This window comes from Roseburia sp. OM03-7AC, assembly GCF_003462625.1.
In the GTDB taxonomy this organism is placed as follows: Bacteria; Bacillota; Clostridia; order Lachnospirales; family Lachnospiraceae; genus Roseburia_C; species Roseburia_C amylophila.
In genome coordinates this window covers 246,098-265,024 of the sequence record NZ_QTZJ01000001.1, presented here as the reverse complement: position 1 = coordinate 265,024, position 18,927 = coordinate 246,098, and the positions used below count along the sequence as shown (strand labels likewise).

Here is an 18,927-nt window from a genome sequence, read left to right as displayed (position 1 = left end):
ATTACGTTTCCTGCAATTCTTTTAAGAACCGGGATGGTTCTGCACTGTGATTATTCAACAGCTCTACCGAGAAGAGGTAGAGCTGTTTTTTTGCTCTGGTCATCCCCACATAGAACATTCTGCGTTCCTCTTCCAGATCCGCATCTAAAACAGCTTTCTTATAGGGCATGATTTTCTCATTTACATCAATCAAAAATACCACATCATACTCTAATCCCTTCGAGCTATGTAAGGTTGATAAGACAACGCCCTCTCCCTTCGTCCGCTGCTTCTCCATGGCACGCTGTAATTCTTTTAAATATTTCTCTTTCTGTTTCTGCCAGTCATCAAAGCTATCGAACTCTTTGGTCATATCGGTAAGCTGTTCTAGAATATCCAAAAGTTCTTCCTCATTCATACCTCTCTGATCTGCATATTCTTTGATATAGTCATCGTAGCCGATTCCCTTGCGGATATAATTCACCGCTGCAAAAGGCTTCATTCCGGCTAACATTTTGCAGTCATGATAAAGCCGGTCGATTCTTCGTGCAATCCAGGACTGCTCCATTTTATCATAATAATCTGCCCAGACATCAAATGCTACAGTATCCTCTTCCAGGCTGTCCCGCCCAATATAACGGTTCGGCCGGTTCATAATCTGTAAGAAGTCTGCCCTTCTTCTGCTTCCATGGGCAATCCGAAGATAACTTTCCATATCTTTTGCAATCCAATGCTCATAAATATTAGGAATATTATCCCTTGTACGGAAAGGAATATTATATTCCATCAACTGCTGCATCAGAAGTCTTGGCTGTGTATTAGTGCGAAACAGCACCGCTGCGTCCGACCAGTCACCACCAGCTGCGGTATATTCCTTAAGTGCATGAATCAATCCTAAATTTTCTTCCCGCTGCGTCCGGTAAGTCTTACATACTACCGCTTCCTTTGCCGGATGAAATGCCTTAATATCCTTTGCAAACCGCCCTGTATTGTGGGCAATCAGTCTTCCTGCCGCTGCCACAATATTTCCATCGGAACGATAATTATAATTTAATACAATCCGCTTTGCATCAGCATAATCCTTCTCAAAGTTCAGCATAATCTCCGGTCTTGCCTGGCGGAACCTGTAAATAGACTGGTCATCATCCCCTACCACAAAGAGATTATTTTCCGGTGCTGCAAGCATCCTTATAATCTCATATTGCAATCCATTGATATCCTGAAACTCATCAATCAAAATATACCGGAACTTCTTCTGCCAGAGTGCTAAGATATCCTTCCGCTGGCTGAAAAGTTCATAGGTATAAACTAACATATCATCAAAATCAATCAGCCGGTTCTTCTGTAGCATCTTCTGATAATTCATAAATACATCCCGGAATGTATGCTCTGGAAAATTAGAAGAATAATAATGTTCAATGGGAATGTTCGAATTCTTTACACCGCTGATTTCAGATAACAGAGTCTGGATGCATTCATTTTCATCTTCATAGTCAATCGGAAAATGACGTAAAAGATTCCGGATAAATACCACCTTCTGCTCATCTCTTATAATATTTTCTGCCCGATAATGATAAGCATACTTTAATACCGTAAAAAACACCGCATGAAAAGTACCAAAAGTAGCCGTTGTGGATGTCTGATTCGTTAGCGAAAGAAAACGCTCCTTCATCTCCATAGCGGCTGCTTTTGTAAATGTCACCACCAGAATCTCTGATGGTGACACCCCATATTTTTCTATTAAATTTTTCGTTCGATGGGTAATTACGGCAGTTTTGCCTGAACCGGGCCCCGCCAGTGTAAGGCAGGGACCCTGATAAAAATCAACAGCTTCCTGTTGTGCTTCATTAAATTGCATGAAATGCCTCGTAACTTTTATTTCTCAAGTGCTTTCGTAAGAAGTGTAATTCCGGTACGGATACGTTTTAAGGACTCCTCCTTACCAATAATTTCCATAATCTCAGTTGCACCTGCCGGTGTCATCTGTTTACCGGAAACCGCTGTACGAACCGGCCATAATACATAACCATTCTTGCAGCCCTTCTCTGCCACAAAATCACAAAGTGTCTGATACAGTGCATCATTACTGTAATCCTGTTGAGCCTCTAATACCGGAAGAATCTCTGTCAAGACTTCCAAAGAGCTCTCTTCTGTGGTCTTCATCTTCTTATGGGTATACATTGCGGTATCATACTCCGGAAGTTCCTCAAAGAAGTCAATCAGATTCTCAATATCCGGGAAGATTTCAATTCTGGTCTTCACCATCTCTGCAATCTTGCGGATATCATAATCCCTGGTAATTACTTTCCGGATATATGGCTCTGCCATTTCAAAGTACGAATCAAAATCCATTGCCTTGATGTATTCGCCATTCATCCATTTCAGCTTTGTATAGTCAAATACAGCCGGTGATTTGCTCATATGATGATAATCAAAGGCTTTTACCAGCTCTTCCAGGGAAAAGATTTCCCGGTTATCTGCCGGACTCCACCCCAGTAATGCCACAAAGTTTACAACTGCTTCTGTTAAAAATCCCTGTTCAATCAAATCTTCGTAGGAAGAATGCCCGCAACGTTTACTTAACTTCTGATGCTCTTCGTTGGTGATTAGCGGACAGTGTACATACACCGGCACATCCCAGCCAAAAGCTTCATACAGACGGTTATACTTTGGAGAAGAAGAAAGATATTCATTTCCTCTTACTACATGTGTAATTCCCATCAAATGGTCATCTACTACGTTGGCAAAGTTATAAGTCGGATATCCGTCTGATTTAATCAGAATCATATCGTCCAGCTCCGCATTATCAACGGTAATATCTCCATAGATTTCATCATGAAAGGTTGTTGTTCCTGTCTGAGGATTGTTCTGACGGATAACGTATGGAACACCTGCAGCAAGCTTTTCTTCTATTTCTTCCTTGCTTAAATGCAGGCAATGCTTATCGTAAACAATAATCTCTTTACCTGCAACAGTCTGACGCAGACTCTCTAAACGCTCCTTATCACAGAAACAATAGTATGCTTCTCCTTTTTCAATGAGTTTCTTCGCATACTCCAGATAAATTCCCTGTGCCTGACGTTCACTCTGCACATATGGGCCAACACCGCCATCCTTGTCCGGACCTTCATCATGTAACAATCCAGTCTTCTCAAGGGTACGGTAGATAATATCTACCGCTCCCTCAACATAACGTTCCTGGTCTGTATCTTCAATTCTTAAAATAAAATCTCCGCCCTCATGCTTTGCAATTAAATATGCATAAAGTGCTGTACGCAGATTTCCTACATGCATTCTTCCTGTAGGACTTGGTGCAAATCTGGTTCTAACCTTGCTCATTCTATTAACCCGCTTTCTTACTATTAATTTAATTCGATTTCCCGTAATTCCTTTGGAGGAAGCTGCTTGGTAGAAGCTTTCTTAATCTTCTCGATTTCCTGTTTTGCTTTCGGAATCGGAAGAATAGTTCCTGCTCCGGCGATACATCCGCCAGGACATCCCATTCCTTCAATCATACATCCATTCATCTTACCAGCCTTGGCAAGCATCAGCATCTTCTTACATTCAGCAAGACCTTCTGCATGTTCAATCTTAACATCCACATCCGGATAATATTCATGTACACATTTTTCAATGGCATCTGCAACACCACCGGCACATGCATATCCACGACCTGCAGCAGTTGCATCATGCATGGAGCTTTCACCCTCTGTCTGGTTCGGATCAATTCCTTTTGCTGCAAACATAGCGTCTAACTCTTCAAATGTGATTACAAAATCAACATCGCTTCGTACAGTTCTTCTGCTTGCTTCCAGTTTCTTAGCAGCACACGGTCCGATAAATACTACTTTTGCATTCGGATGTTCTTTCTTAATGCTTCTTGCTGTAGCAACCATAGGTGTAAGCTCAGAAGATACGCTCTCGATTAAATCCGGAAACTGTGTCTTTGCAAGCATGGACCATGCAGGACAGCAGGAAGTAAGTAAGAACGGAAGCTCTCCTGTTGCAACATGATTTGCATAGTGATGTGCTTCTGCTACTGCACCGATATCAGCCCCAAGTGCAACTTCAACAACTTCTGAGAAACCAAGTTCTAATAAAGCTGCCTTTACATGCTTTGGAGTAGCTCCAGGTCCGAACTGACCTACAAATGCAGGTGCAATTTCAGCGATAACTTCTCCGCCTTCTTTCATACAACGGATCAACTGGAAAATCTGTGATTTATCTGCAATTGCTCCGAATGGGCAGCTTACCATACACTGACCACAGGATACACATTTATCTGCATCAATCTTTGCTCTTCCGTATTCATCTGTTCCGATTGCTCCAATTCCACAAGCCATGGAACAAGGTCTTTCTTTCTTGGAAATTGCATCATATGGGCAGGCTGCTTTACATCTTCCACATTTGATACATTTCTCCTGGTCGATTACAGATTTGCCATCTACCTGGGAGATTGCTCCCTTTGGACATACCTCCATACATGGATGTGCAATACATCCCTGGCACATATTGGATACTTCATATTTCTTTTCTTCGCACAGATTACATGCAGATGGAATTACCTGCATAAGAGGTGGCTCATAATATTTTTCTGCCACATTGCTCTCTTCGAGGCCACTGGTAACATGTACCGGTTTATCCTGTGGCCGTAAAGACATACCCATAGCAAGTCTTACTCTTTCTGCTGCAATCGCACGTTCTCTATAAATACTTTCACGGTATGTAGGAACATCTCCAGGGCAAACTGTATATGGAACTGCCTCAACGGCATCGTTCAGGTTTGCACTGTCTGCTTCATAAGCAATTTTTGCTACCTCCGTAAAAATGCTTTTTCTCAAATCTGATACTGGTGTACGTAGTCCTCTCATCGTTTCCTCCTAGAAAAAAATTGTATTATATCATTGTTCATAACCACGCACAGTATTATCAATATATAACACTATGCTAACAATAATCTAGCACACCACTTTCAATAATACAAGTAGCCTGCTCCTATGTTCTAAAATAAATACTTTTTACAACTTTTTCCTCTGGGAACATTCTTTGCAGACCGCATCCGTATCTATCCTTCCACTACATCCGCTGCAGCCAATGCAGCCTCCCTCTTTTTTCTTTTTCATCATAGCATATACCGCAAAGGCGCACCAGCAAAGAATCAGTAATAGCAAAATAATATCATTAACGCCCATACTATCTGCCTCCTAAAAAATCAGGCTGCCAATCTGAAAGACAACAAATGCTGCAATCCATGCAACCACGCACTGCATTACCACAACACCAAGTGCCTGAAGCTTTGAGCCCATCTCCCGTCTGATTGCTGCAATTGCTGCTACACATGGTGTATAAAGTAACGTAAATACCAGGAAGCTGACTGCTGATACCGGCGTAAACAGAATTCCAAGGCTGTTTCCCAAAGCAGTCACACTGGTTCCAAGAAGTACACTCATGGTACTGATTACTGCTTCTTTGGCAGTAAATCCGGTAATCAAAGAAGTGGATACTCTCCAGTCCCCAAATCCAAGCGGAGCAAAAACCGGTGCAATCACACGGCCGATTAATGCCAGCAGGCTGTCTGCGCTGTCAGATACTACATTCAGTCTGGTATCAAAAGACTGTAAGAACCAGATAATGATCGTTGCAAGGAAAATAACGGTAAATGCCCTCTCTAAGAAATCCTTTGCCTTGTCCCACATCAGGAGTACCACGCTCTTAAAAGATGGCAGCCGGTAATTCGGAAGTTCCATGACAAAAGGCATCGGTTTTCCACGGAATGCGGAATGTTTAAATAAAAGTGCCACTAGAATTCCCATTACCATTCCACCAACATAAAGTGCAATCATAACAAGTGCCTGATACTTTTTAAAAAATGCTGCTGTAAATACCGCATAAATCGGAATTTTTGCTGAACAGCTGATAAATGGTGTCAGCATAATGGTCATTTTCCGGTCTCTTTCGGATGCTAAAGTTCTGCTTGACATTACTGCCGGAACCGTACAACCAAATCCAATCAGCATTGGAACAAAACTTCGTCCGGAAAGTCCAATCTTACGCAGCAGTTTATCCATAACAAAGGCAACTCTTGCCATATAACCGGAATCTTCCAGAATAGACAGGAAGAAAAATAAAACCACAATAATCGGCAGGAAGCTTAACACACTTCCGACTCCGGCAAATACACCGTCAATAATCAGGCTGTGAACCACCGGGTTAATTCCATAAGCAGTCAACCCCTTGTCAGCAAGATTCGTTATGTATGCAATAAAAACTGCAAGATAATCACTTAAAAATGCTCCGATAACACCGAAGGTCAGCCAGAATACCAGCAGCATAATCAGAAGAAACAGCGGGATAGCAAGATATTTATTCGTTAATACGTTGTCTATCTTTACACTACGGATATGTTCTTTGCTCTCATGGCACTTTGTTACTGATTTACTGCACACCTTTTCAATAAAGGTATATCTCATATCCGCCAGAGCGGCATTTCTGTCCATATGATGGTCTGTTTCCATTTCTTCAATACTGTGTTCCATCATATCCAGTTCGTTCTGGCTCAGCTTCAGTCTGTCAATAATGTCTGTATCCTGCTCTACAATCTTCGTTGCTGCAAAACGTGGTGACATTCCGATATTCTGTGCATGGTCTTCTACCTGATGGGATACCGCATGAATGCAGCGGTGCACAGGACCTTTCTCGCAAAAATCCGTTACCTTTGGATATATCTTCTGTCCTGCCACCTTCATGGCGCTGTGTACCAGGTCTTCCACTCCCTCTCCCTTTACCGCACTGATTGGAATGACCGGAATTCCCAGTTCTAAAGACATCTGTTTTACATCAATACTTCCGCCGTTGTTACGCACCTCATCCATCATATTCAGAGCTAATACCATCGGAATATGCATTTCTAACAACTGCAGGGTCAGATAGAGATTTCGCTCAATATTTGTTGCATCTACAATATTGATAATTCCATCCGGCTTTTCATTTAAAATAAAGTCTCTTGTTACAATCTCCTCACTGGTATATGGACGCAGAGAATAGATTCCCGGCAGGTCAACTACCGACGCATCCTTATGTTCTCTGATTTCTCCCATTTTCTGGTCAACCGTTACACCCGGAAAATTTCCAACATGCTGGTTGGAACCGGTGAGCTGATTAAATAATGTGGTCTTACCACAGTTCTGGTTTCCTACTAATGCAAATATCATTCTAGTTCTCCTCCGGTTCTACTTCAATTTTTCCGGCATCTTCTTTTCGTATGGTCAGTTCATATCCACGAATCCGGAGTTCAATCGGGTCTCCCATAGGTGCTACTTTACGCACCTGCACCTTTGTCTTTGGAATCAGCCCCATATCTAAAAATCTACACCGCAGTGCTCCTTCTCCCCCTACTTTGGTTATTACCGCTTCTCTTCCAATTTCAAGTTCATCCAGTGTCATCTATTTTCCTCTTCTCTTGTTATTGATATTTTTTCTCAATTAAGTATTTTACCGCAGGATTCTTTTTTTCACAATATAAAATCTCACATTCCTTTTCATCTGCACATATATTAATATGAATATTTTTATTGAGGTCAGCATATGAACAACTGTAATTGTCAGCCACAAAGCAGCCGTCCGGCTGTTCCGACACCTTATACGAAACAGTTTGCCTGTAATCAGGAACTTGCCATGGCTTATGTTCCATGGCAGCAGTTCGGCAATCTGTACGAACCTGACCAGGCTCTGCGTAATGGCACAGTCTTTCAGGATTTAAATAAACCTTTCCATGGTTCCATGAAAGGAGGCAGATTCTGATGAACAATATGCCAATGAACCAGTCCCAGCTTTTAGACTGGATTAATCAGGTCAGCTTTGTAGCTTATGATACTGCCCTTTACCTTGACACCCATCCTTATGATGAAGAAGCACTTTCCTTCTATAACCACTACCGTACCCTGCGGTTAAAAGCAGTGAAAATGTATGAAGAAAAATATGGTCCCCTGACTTTAGACGGTGCCGACACAGACGGTCACTGGAGCTGGGGAAGCATGAGAAATCCATGGGAAGGGGGAAATTGTTAAATGTGGCAGTATGAAAAAAGACTGGAATATCCGGTCAACATCAAACAGACCGATCCGAAAACCGCACAGTATATCTTAAGCCAGTACGGAGGTCCTGACGGAGAAATCAACGCATCCTTACGTTATCTCTCCCAGCGCTATTCCATTCCTTACCGTGAAGTAGCCGGACTGCTTACCGATATTGCGACAGAAGAAATTGCCCATTTTGAGATGATTGCAACCATCGTGCACCAGCTTACCAGAGACCTGACTCCGGAGGAAATCAAAGCCTCTAACTTCGGTCCTTACTATATTGACCACACCCTTGCCGTATGGCCACAGGCTGCCGGTGGTGTTCCACAGAATGCCTGTGAATTCCAGTCCAAAGGCGATCCGATTACTGACCTTATGGAAGATATGGCTGCAGAGCAGAAAGCCCGCACCACTTACGATAACATTCTTCGTGTCGTAAAAGACCCGGACGTTGTAGATCCGATTCGTTTCCTGCGTGCCAGGGAGGTCGTACACTTCCAGCGTTTTGGCGAAGCACTCCGGATGGTACAGGAACACCTTGACTCCAAGAACTTCTATGCATGTAACCCGGCTTTCGATAAGAGCTGCGGCTGCAAATAAAACTGTGATAGAAAAGAATGTGCCTTGGCACATTCTCGCGCCTGCGGCGGTTGCTTGCGACATCTACCTTATACGCCGCAGTGTGCATCCTCGCGGAGCGTTTTTTACTTTACAGGAAAGCAATTTCCTGTAAAGTAAAAAATAGCGTATCACCGATATTTTCTATCGATGATACGCTATTTTCATTCTCCGGTTCCGCAGAGCCGGTCCACAGAATTAATAATCTCACGGACTTCCGGGATTTCCTCATGATACTCTTTCATGAGTTTTTCAATTTCTTCCTTCTGTTCTAATACTACATCCATGTTATATTCAATGGATGCCCGGATTTTCTGCCGCCGGCTCAATAATTCATGCTTGATTTCCACCATTTCACGCTTATCTACCAGTGCATTGGGTTGACTAATCCAGACCTTTGCATCATAAAGTTCATATTTTTGCAGCATGCGTACTAACTTTCCATTAAAATATTCCAAGTCATCACTATTCCGCTCAAATTTCTCTCTTTCCCGTTTGGCTTCTAAGTACTGCTCCCAGAGATAGGTCAGTTCATAGGAATTATGCACATGGTATTTCTCACAGGCATAATCCACCGCATTCGTAGAATTTACATACTTTATTTTAGTACGGTTCAAAAGAGTAATGGCATGATTCATGTTCACTTCTGCCCGCTTGATTTCTCTTGTATTATTCTGATTCCGGAACAGCATAAAGAATCCACTGGCTGCCGCAGCTACCATCAGAATCGTAAATAGAATCCGTACATCCATTTCCAATGCCACATGAAGAACCAATATGACTGCAAGGAATGCCAGTACCATGCCAAATACTACATAGGATGCCTTCCGCAGAATCTTCTGTTCTTCCATTAACTCTTCCCGGTAATAAGCCCATTCATTCTTCTCCCCTTCCAGGTAATTCATATCACGCTTTACGGCCGCCTGATACATCTCATTTGCCTGCAGGGTCCGGATGGATTCCGTCAGAGTCTCCTCTTCCTGTTCCATCTGTGCATACTGCGTATCTGTCAGCTTCTTGGTTGCTTTCAGATAATCGGAACGGGACTGATCCAGTGTAAGAATACTGTTTGCAGTATCTCTTAAAGCAGCTGCCTCATCTTCCGGCAGTTCTTCAATAATCTGGATATCCTTTAAATAAGAAGTCACCACACGATATTCAGACTTTTCATTTTCCAGGGTCTTTGTGGTGTCAATCATCTGTTCACAGTGACCCAGAACATAATGTTGTACTTTATGTTCATCCTTCCGGTCTTCTTCCGATAACGTATCCTCTGTGATACATTCTAAGACCTCTTCGATTGTTTTCTTTGGTTTCCTTTTTCTTCTAAAAAATTTTATCAATGTTATGCCCACCGTCCATTGCTTTCGTAAATATATTTTTTCTTATCCAGCACATCTCGAAATGCTTCCAGTACTTCTTCCTCATCATTCCATTGCTTATGAATATCCTCTAATGTCTTTTGCAGTTCTTCTGATACTTCATAAACCTGTTCCTTTTCATCCGGTGCTGCCATCCGCCATGCTTCTTCCATCTCCCGCATGCATGCCGGATTGTTATTATAGTCATAAGCTTTCTTAAAGCATCGTGCCGCATCCCGGTACAGGAATAATCCGGTATGTGCAACTCCAATATTATTCCATATATTTCCTATGACAGAAGCATCAAGCTTCCCCGCCTCTTCCTTCTGCAGCAGACGCATATATTCCCTGATAGCCATGACATACCGATGATTCATAAGGCTTCTGTCTGCCCTGATTTTCATACATTCAATTTCTGATTTATTTTCTACTTCTGCCAGTGCATATTCGATTTCATCTTTTTCTTTCTTTGTGCAAAAGCCGCAGGCATCCATCAGAAGCCGGACTTTCTTTGCCAGCGTTATTTTCTTTCGGACAGCCTCTTTTAACTGCCCGGCTAACTCCAGGTCTTTTAACTCCTCTGCAATCCAGCTGATTAAATCATCCGACACAAAAGAATCGTCAAGATATTCCGTGTGGTTTAAAATATACCAGTTCAATTCCTCCAGGGAATAGATATTTATCATATTCTGTTCTAAATAATATGGCACATCGGTTTCTTTCCGATTGCATAAAATCAATTCTCCCATGAAGTCTCCTCCTACAGTTCCATTTTATATTCCCACACTTTTTCAGAGCTTTTATAAATCTCTCCAAATCCAAGATCCCGTATGGTAACCTTTACAGCGGAATCCGACAGTGCTTCTGTCATAACAGAAAGTCTGGTCATACGTTCCGGACGTTTTGGAATATCTGTAAGCTCTAAAGATTCTATCTTTGCTTCCCTGCTATCCGGAAGCTGCAGCCAGAAATCAACGGTATTCGTACCTGCCAGTAAAATCTCGCACTGATTCTTTGCTTCATACCAGTTTTCTCCTGCACTTACCAGTGTATGGAAAATAAGTTCTTCCCGGTCTTTTACTTTAAGGCTGATATTTACCTTCATCTCATTCTCGCCAATATAGACAAACTGCCACGGCTGCATTCCTGCATGGATACAGGATGCATAACAGGCTCCTTTGGCATAAAGGTTCTTGCCTAGGAATACGTGCCTTCCATTGCAGAGAAACTTTAAGGATTCTCTCATCCATTCTCCATCAAACCCATCCCCGGTCAGATATACGGATGAATAGATTTTCCGGGAAATGGCATCCGTTACCACATCCAAAAATGCAGTATCTTTGTTACCAATCAATGGACCATAGTCCTTCAGGTAAATGTGTACCAGCTGCGGTGTGGAATTCAGATTCCGCTCCATGTAATAAAAGCGCATGCTGTTCTTCGAATAATCAAATAATACCGCATCATGCAGCCACAGTTCTTCCTTCTGGCTTAAAGCATAGTAATAAAAGCTTTCTGCATAATCGATGACATGATACTGCTCTTTTGTCCACTTCATCCGTCCGGCTAATTTTTCAATCAATTCCATCTTCTCACGGTTTAAAGTGTCCATGGTAATGGTAATTCTTGCCAGCTTCATGGATGTGCCGAATTTCTGCGGTACCGTAAGAATTTTACGGACAAAGAGACTTAACAGTTCTACCGTATCATATGTTTCCCCTTCCACGGTAACCGGTTCGCCTGCCAGTGCCCGGCTGAAGAGCCGGTCACAGCCGCTTCCTTCACCATTTTTCATGACAGTCTCTGCTTCTTTTCCGTAATACCACTGTCCGATTCCCCTCCTCTTGCAAAGACTCAGCGGAATCTGATACAATTCACTGCCTGCCACGGTACTGATGGTATCCGGCTCTGACATATCGGATGTACAATATGATACTAATGCGTATTTTTTTCCAAAATCCAGTCCTATTGAAAGGCTTTTTTCCTTCATACCATCACCCTGTTATTGTTTTCCCTGTTATTACATCAGTTGAAAACGTTCTTCATTCCTTTTCTTCATACTGTCATATTTCCGTAAAAGACGTTCTAATTTTTCATAATCCTTTAAGGTATATTCTAATTCCATTTCATTCAGCATATCGTAGGTGCTTCCGTTTTCCCTGCCACAGACATCCTTACAGGAAAGCCGTCCACTCTCAGTCACAACGGACTCCCGTGGTGCTTCCTCTGAAATATAATACGGAATTTCTTCTCCAAAGAATACGATAAATTCTTTTACGAAAATGCCCTCATACATCTCATTCATATCTTCATCCACATAGGATTCACCTTTCTGATAGTGAATCACTACACGCTTGCTCGGATTTGTCCGGTATTCCACAAACTTCCGGTCGTAAAAATGAAATCGATAGCGAATCTCTTCCGGCATCTGCTGATAAAATGCGAAATAAAGATTCTGAACCAGCTGCTCCTGTAGAAGCTGCTCTGTCATCTCCATTACACCTTTTTCTTCTATGGACAAATCCCTCTTCGCAACAGCATAAAGCAGCGCCAGCTTCATCACCTGGCTTAATTCTTCCCGTTCCTCATAATTTTTCTTTAAGCCTTTAATGACATTTTCCGGTACAATGCCCTGATGCACAAAATAGAAATGTGCAAAATAATTTACATATGCTTTCCGCAGAAGATGTGGTGCTCCGTGTGACACAAAGCTTTCATAAATGCTCTGCACCTGCTCCACAAATTCTGCCGTATATAACATCTGCATCAATAACCGTTCTTCCAAGTCTCTGGTATCTATATCAAAGGTCTGCGCTGCTGACCAGACCGCCGCCATTACACGGGTCGGACCGCAGTAGAACTGTGCTAAATACTGCAGCATCTCTTTACTGTATTTCTTCGCCTGAAAAGTCACTGCACAAAGTGCCAGCAGGAAATCATCACTTTCATAATCCGCTTCTTCTATTTCATAAGTCAGAAGTGCCGTCAGTTTCTCCAGACGGATGCCTTCCCAGCCAAATTCCCGTATATCCGGATATGCAATCTCATATAACCGGTATTCCAACATCAGATTCAAAAGATAGGCTCTGTCATCACGCTTCATGGCGGAAAGCGGTGCACAACGCAGACACTCTTCCACCAGATCCTGATTATCTTCCTGCTCATAGAAATGTACTGCCTTTGCATAAAGCTCCGCCCGGTAACTTTCCCGCAATGCTTCCTCTTTTAAAAAGATGCGTAAATACTCACTGTCCTCCGGCATAAACGCACGGTGGGTATCCCTGGATGTAAAATGATACAAAAGATACGAAATCTCATATGGTGCATATTCCATGCAGGTACGGTAAAAGGCACCAGGCCTCATCAGCTTTTCCAGCTGGTATGAAATCTCACTGCCATACCGGTATCCCTTCGTATCCTCAAATACAATGACATAGTCCTTGCTGTATAACTCAAAATAAGCACTGCCATTTACTATCGGCACACACTGCACTTTTCGCAGCTGGTCATGCAAAACATACATCCGCACAATATTCGGTACAAAGCAGTTCATTTTATGGGTAAAGAGAATCTTCGCCAATGGTCCTGCCATCTCTTTTTGTATCATGCCTTTATTTAATAAATCAGAATAGATAATCGCCAGATTATCATCGATGTGACCTTCTTCTATCTGGGCAATTGCGAATTCTTCCATCCGCTTCCGGTAACTGGAATATACCTCCGGTTCTTTCTCCTTTAACGCTGCTACATTTGCAAGCAGAGCCGCCTTCTGTTTGTATGGAATGCTGCTGTTATACTGAAAATACATCTGTATCATCCGTGGAATTTTCTTAATGGCAAGTAAATCCATGGACATTAAATATGCTTCATTTAATCCTGCCAGCCGCAAATCTTCTTCCACGCCACGTTCAAACCAGATATGATAATGCAATCCAAAACGCTGTCCTCTTATCAGGTAAGCACAGATTGCTGACAACATCTGATTATTCTGAAATTTATCATATGCCACGCACATAGTCTTATAAAGCAGTGGATGAAATACCCGTTTTTCCGATACCAGCGTCGTAATCTGCATGGCAAGGTCACTGGTCAACACACCTTTTTTTGCCGCCCAGTAAAGAATGCGGATTTCAAAATCAGTAAGTCTCGTTAAAAGATACGGATTCTGCCAGTATAAATAGAATCCTTCGATATAGAGAAACGGACTGTTACAGCCGTCTAACATCTGGCTCTCAATTGCCCGGATTTTCCTGGTATCATTTTCGCAATATTCTTTCTTTAAGAAAAGCAGCATCCAGAACACCCGGATATCATCTGTTTTCTGATAAATTTCTTCAATCTCTGCAGTCAGCCGGTTCACATAGGATTCTTCCCGCTCCCACAACGTACGGAGATAGAGGAAATATGCATAAAGCGGTGTATCTTTTGCTTCCTCTTTCCGCCGGAACTCATCAAATAACCACTCTGCCTCCTGCCTCTGTCCGCTTACCAGTAATGCCTGTATTTTCATCAGAAGATACCAGTCATTTTCCGGCCGCATTGCAATCAGATGATTCAGTGCATCTAACATTCCTGATGCAAAAAGCCCTGCACCAATCTTTTTCATACGATAATTGAGATAGATTCCGGTGATATGTGCAAGTGTTCTCTGCTCTTCCAGATAATCGATATGCTCCTGTTCTCTGCGCTCCGGCGTCCTGATTATGGTAATCTCATAAGTAAGATGCTGATAAATATTTTCTAAAGTAATTCTTCCATAATTTTTTCCGGTATGAAGTTCTGCCGGGTCAATATAATAAATAAGGTCGCAGATACTTCCGGTAAAATCATCTGAAGTATAAACATTCTTTTCCAGTTTTAAGAAGCTGCTGTCTGTCTGTGCTTCAAAGCTTATATACCCCCAGCCATTCTTCTGCACAAAAAGCGTTTCCTTCTGCTCCTCTTTGATATCCTGATAGGTAATTTCCTGTTCTTTTAACGCAAGCTCAATGCGTGGCTTGGCATTGATCGTAACCAAGAACTCCTCCATACCGGAAATCAATGCTCCCGGTCCGCCAAAGCCGGCATACCATAATAGTTCTTTTCCTTTTTCTTCTTTTAATACATGTTGAAAGCCCTGGGAAGCAAACAGGCGGTAAGCTTCCATATAATCCGTCTGTGCCAGTTTGATAAAATCACTGAGATTTCGGATTCTTCCGGTAGATGCATTTCCATAAGGCCGGATTATGGACACAACAAAAGAAAGGCTGTATTCCAACTGATTACAGATAATACAGAATTCACCCTTTTGTATATCACCAACCCGGAAACCTTCACTGTGGAACTGAAATCCGATTCGGACTTCTTCCCCTTCAAATTCCGGTGTCAGACATTCCATATATGGATTAGAGGAATAAATCAGCCCCTTTACCGGAACATGGTTGGATACTTCAATCACAAATTCTCCCGTATAATCCTGTCCCTCTAATACCTCAATTTCAATCTTCTCTTCCGAAAGAGATAAAACCGGCTGTTCCTGTTCAAATTTTCCTGCTGCAAGTCTCTGAATCCGTCTACGCAAAATGTCACCTGCTTTTCCTTCTCCGATATGAGATTTTGTTGCTTTTTCTCTCATTACAGTTATAATAGATTATAAACTATTTAAAACACACATGCAACTTTCTTTCCGTTGTATTTTAACAGGAGGTCTTTTTCATGATAACACCAAAAGAACATTTTCACGGAAGTGATTTAGAGAAAATAGAAGCCGTTTACGGTATCAAAAAAGAGGATATTACAAGCTTTTCCGCCAATGTCAATCCCTTAGGCGTATCTCCGCTGCTGCGAAGTACTTTGGCTTCCCATATTGATGCCATTACATCCTACCCGGACCGGGAATATACTTCTTTAAGAGAATGTATTGCTGCCTATACCGGCACCGATGCCAGCCAGGTCATTGTAGGAAATGGTTCCACGGAATTAATCTCTCTTTTTATTCAGATTGAGCATCCGAAAAAAGCCATGATTCTCGGTCCGACTTATTCGGAATATGAGCGCGAAATTTCCTTAGGCGGTGGTACTACACTCTACTATCCACTCCGTGAAAAGGACGATTTCGTCCTTGATGTGGATGATTTTACCGCTCACTTAAATGAAAGCATCGACCTTTTAGTACTCTGCAATCCCAATAACCCTACCTCATCCTGCATCAACCGGACGGATATGCGCCGGGTTTTAGATATCTGCAAGCAATATGATATCTTTGTCATGGTGGATGAGACTTATGTGGAATTTGCCGATAACATGGATGAAATTACCGCAGTTCCACTGACCCACTACTATAACAATATTATTATCCTGCGTGGAACATCCAAATTCTTTGCTGCTCCTGGGCTCCGCCTTGGCTATGCTATCAGCGGCAATCAGGATTTAATCAAATCCATCAATACCAGAAAAAATCCATGGACCATTAACTCTCTTGCCGTAATTGCCGGAGAATTGATGTTTACCGATGAGGAATACATCCGGCAGACAAAATCTCTTATTTCTTCAGAGCGTGCCCGGATTTATGAAATCTTTAAAAATCACCCGGATTTCAAACCATACAAGCCATCCGGCAACTTCATGCTTCTTAAAATCTTAAGAGAGGACATTACTTCTGCGGATTTATTTGATAAAGCAATCCGGAAGAATATGATGATTCGCGACTGCTCTACTTTTCCTTTCTTAGATAACAAATACATCCGCTTCTGCTTTATGATGCCGGAGATGAATGATAAGTTGATTGACTGTCTTCTTTCGAAGTAATTTCTTATTTTTCTCCGCTAATCTGTGCCAGCCGGAACTGCCACTAACAGTTTCTATGGAATTCATGACGACGTAAAAAGGCGAAACCAGTCTATTTTTGATTGGTTCCGCCTTTTACTTTACAGGAAATTGCTTTCCTGTAAAGCGAAAAACGCTCTGCGAAGATACGCAACAAGTAGTTTTCTCATTTACTCCAGATTTAATTTCTTATGGGTAATCACTGCTGTTATGATATAGCATACAATTGATACCCCGATGGAAAGTATCATGCTCTTTGAAAATATATTTCCATACATATTTGCAATGGTCAGGGTAAAGAAGCTGTCATCTCCCATTGCAGCCTGTTTCTCAACAAATCCATTTGCTGAATTAATGGATATCACAAAAGATATAATCTGAAGAATCGCATATAATACACCATACATTACAATAGACATTGCAACTTTGTGGCGGAACAACTGACCGATTGCCATGCTGGCATATACCATAAGCATAGCTGAAAATGCAGAAATCACACTATATAATATTGCCCAGCCAAAAAGTGCCGGAATCGAAATTCCTATCATATCTCCCAGCTGCTGCAGCAATTCTCCCAGCTTGATTCTTTCCCCTTCATTACCCAGATTCAATCCAGCTGTCACGATCAATGAAAATGCCGAAACATAAACAAGTATTGTCGTAATTGCATCCCAGAATACCGCCACCAAAAGCTTTCCGTTAATCAAGGAAAAAGTGGTTACCGGAAGGGTATGTGACAAATAACCTTCTGCACCATACATGCTGTGGTAAAACCGAACCAGCAGAAAAATAAATGCCGTAACGCTCAATGCAATCAGCCCAATGATATACAAAAGAAGCATTGCCAGACCGACTAAGGCTCCCATATCTGTTTCGAAAACCTGCATATTCATCATCAGCATGCCAATTAACGTAACGCCGACTAAAACCATTGCCAGTGGAAATAATACTTTCCAGGTTGCTTTCATTTCATGTTTCATTACTTTTCCTAACATCTAAACACCTCCCGGAACAAAGCATCCACCGATTTGCCCTGATTAATTCTAATATCATCTACTGATGAAGTCAGGCTGATTGTTCCATTCTGGATAAAGACTACCTCATCTAATACATTCTCAACATCTGCAATCAGATGGGTTGAAATCAGAATCGTTGCATTCTCATCATAGTTGGTAAGAATCGTCCGCAATATATAATCTCTTGCCGCCGGGTCTACTCCTGCAATCGGCTCATCCAGAACATATAAGTCCGCACGACGGCTCATTACTAAAATAAGCTGCACCTTTTCTTTGGTTCCCTTGGACATGGATTTTAATTTATCATTGGGATTAATAGATAATTTTGCCAGCATATCATAAGCTCTTACCACATCAAAATCCTGATAAAAATCTTCAAAATAATCTAAAATATCACGTACCCGCATCCCCATGTTAAGATACGTATGATCTGGCAGATAAGAAACCACCTTCTTTGTCTCTACACCAATCTTCATTCCTTCCACCAAAATCTCGCCCTCATCCGGAGTAAGGATTCCGTTAATCAGCTTAATCAGTGTTGTCTTTCCACTTCCGTTCGGTCCTAAGAGGCCAACAATATGTCCGCTCTCTAAAGTCAGGTTCAGATGGTCAAGCGCAGTTTTCTTTCCATATCGCTTGCATACATCTTTTACTTCCAATAATGTACTCATGCCTGCTCTCCCTCCAAAATCTCCTGAATCAAAGATAAGGTTTCTGATTTCTTATAGCCAAGCTTGCTCATATTTTCCAAAAATTCCTTAATCTGTTCCTGCGCCAGATTATTCTTTAACTCCTCAATCATTTTTGCATCCTCCGTTATAAATCTCCCGCTTGTACGCTGGGAATACACAAGTCCTGTCCGCTCTAACTCTGTCAGTGCTTTCTGCATCGTATTCGGATTTACAGCAGCTACCGCCGCTAAGTCCCGGACGGAAGGCAGCTTATCTCCCGGACCATATTTACCGGATATTATTTCCATCTGAATCCGCTCCACAATCTGAATAAAAATAGGACGATCCGAATCCAATTCCCATGCCATGCAATCACCCCTTTCCGTATTTTTGTACTATA

General features: G+C 42.0%; 15 protein-coding genes and 1 pseudogene. 4 read left to right on the top strand and 12 right to left on the bottom strand.

The annotated features are described in order from the left end of the window. Position 1 precedes the first annotated feature (1 nt). The 5 genes and pseudogenes from DXB39_RS01265 to feoB form a co-directional block, all read right to left on the bottom strand. Positions 2-1,837, bottom strand: a complete 1,836-nt coding sequence (locus DXB39_RS01265) for an ATP-dependent helicase (protein WP_117841178.1) — start codon at positions 1,835-1,837, stop codon at positions 2-4. A gap of 17 nt (positions 1,838-1,854) precedes the next feature. Further along, positions 1,855-3,318: a glutamate--tRNA ligase gene (gene gltX / locus DXB39_RS01260; protein ID WP_117841179.1), complete on the bottom strand. Its 1,464-nt coding sequence runs from the start codon at positions 3,316-3,318 to the stop codon at positions 1,855-1,857. A gap of 23 nt (positions 3,319-3,341) precedes the next feature. Then, positions 3,342-4,850, bottom strand: a complete 1,509-nt coding sequence (locus DXB39_RS01255; RefSeq protein ID WP_117841180.1) for a 4Fe-4S dicluster domain-containing protein — start codon at positions 4,848-4,850, stop codon at positions 3,342-3,344. A 147-nt stretch (positions 4,851-4,997) separates the two neighbouring features. Then, a complete protein-coding gene (locus DXB39_RS01250; protein WP_117841181.1) occupies positions 4,998-5,171 on the bottom strand; it encodes a FeoB-associated Cys-rich membrane protein in 174 nt (57 codons plus the stop codon). A gap of 12 nt (positions 5,172-5,183) precedes the next feature. Next, positions 5,184-7,422: pseudogene (feoB, locus tag DXB39_RS01245) on the bottom strand (ferrous iron transport protein B). A gap of 141 nt (positions 7,423-7,563) precedes the next feature. Here feoB and DXB39_RS01235 point away from each other — a divergent pair. From DXB39_RS01235 to DXB39_RS01225, 3 genes are read left to right on the top strand one after another with little or no spacing between them, the layout of a single operon-like run. Beyond that, positions 7,564-7,779 (top strand): spore coat associated protein CotJA, encoded by a 216-nt coding sequence (locus DXB39_RS01235; protein WP_022243335.1) that lies wholly within the window; start codon positions 7,564-7,566, stop codon positions 7,777-7,779. Continuing rightward, complete coding sequence (locus DXB39_RS01230) at positions 7,779-8,045, top strand: spore coat protein CotJB (RefSeq protein WP_117698289.1); 267 nt, start codon at positions 7,779-7,781, stop codon at positions 8,043-8,045. The genes DXB39_RS01235 and DXB39_RS01230 overlap by 1 nt, the downstream gene beginning before the upstream one ends. After that, positions 8,046-8,657: a manganese catalase family protein gene (locus DXB39_RS01225; protein WP_022243337.1), complete on the top strand. Its 612-nt coding sequence runs from the start codon at positions 8,046-8,048 to the stop codon at positions 8,655-8,657. A gap of 182 nt (positions 8,658-8,839) precedes the next feature. On the opposite strand, the gene DXB39_RS01220 is transcribed toward DXB39_RS01225, so the two are convergent. The 4 genes from DXB39_RS01220 to DXB39_RS01205 are packed head-to-tail and all read right to left on the bottom strand — an operon-like array spanning position 8,840 to position 15,596. After that, positions 8,840-10,018: a hypothetical protein gene (locus DXB39_RS01220; protein ID WP_117698290.1), complete on the bottom strand. Its 1,179-nt coding sequence runs from the start codon at positions 10,016-10,018 to the stop codon at positions 8,840-8,842. 2 nt (positions 10,019-10,020) lie between these two features. Further along, a complete protein-coding gene (locus DXB39_RS01215) occupies positions 10,021-10,785 on the bottom strand; it encodes a hypothetical protein (RefSeq protein ID WP_117841183.1) in 765 nt (254 codons plus the stop codon). Between the two features lie 11 nt (positions 10,786-10,796). After that, positions 10,797-12,026 carry a DUF5716 family protein gene (locus tag DXB39_RS01210; RefSeq protein WP_117841184.1) on the bottom strand — a complete coding sequence of 410 codons (1,230 nt, stop codon included), beginning with the start codon at positions 12,024-12,026 and terminating at the stop codon, positions 10,797-10,799. Between the two features lie 30 nt (positions 12,027-12,056). Beyond that, positions 12,057-15,596, bottom strand: a complete 3,540-nt coding sequence (locus DXB39_RS01205; RefSeq protein WP_147343893.1) for a DUF5717 family protein — start codon at positions 15,594-15,596, stop codon at positions 12,057-12,059. 134 nt (positions 15,597-15,730) lie between these two features. Here DXB39_RS01205 and DXB39_RS01200 point away from each other — a divergent pair, with 134 nt between their 5' ends. Then, positions 15,731-16,822 carry a pyridoxal phosphate-dependent aminotransferase gene (locus DXB39_RS01200; protein WP_117841186.1) on the top strand — a complete coding sequence of 364 codons (1,092 nt, stop codon included), beginning with the start codon at positions 15,731-15,733 and terminating at the stop codon, positions 16,820-16,822. A gap of 188 nt (positions 16,823-17,010) precedes the next feature. Here the strand turns inward: DXB39_RS01200 and DXB39_RS01195 are convergent, their stop codons facing one another. Genes DXB39_RS01195 through DXB39_RS01185 form a run of 3 tightly spaced genes read right to left on the bottom strand, consistent with a single transcriptional unit; the run spans position 17,011 to position 18,895 of the window. After that, the gene (locus tag DXB39_RS01195; protein WP_117841187.1) at positions 17,011-17,835 is read right to left on the bottom strand and encodes a hypothetical protein; all 825 of its coding nucleotides are present in this window, start codon (positions 17,833-17,835) and stop codon (positions 17,011-17,013) included. Continuing rightward, positions 17,829-18,527 carry an ABC transporter ATP-binding protein gene (locus DXB39_RS01190; RefSeq protein WP_022243344.1) on the bottom strand — a complete coding sequence of 233 codons (699 nt, stop codon included), beginning with the start codon at positions 18,525-18,527 and terminating at the stop codon, positions 17,829-17,831. The genes DXB39_RS01195 and DXB39_RS01190 overlap by 7 nt, the downstream gene beginning before the upstream one ends. After that, positions 18,524-18,895 (bottom strand): GntR family transcriptional regulator, encoded by a 372-nt coding sequence (locus tag DXB39_RS01185; RefSeq protein ID WP_117841188.1) that lies wholly within the window; start codon positions 18,893-18,895, stop codon positions 18,524-18,526. Before DXB39_RS01185 ends, DXB39_RS01190 begins: the two co-directional genes overlap by 4 nt. Positions 18,896-18,927 lie beyond the last annotated feature (32 nt).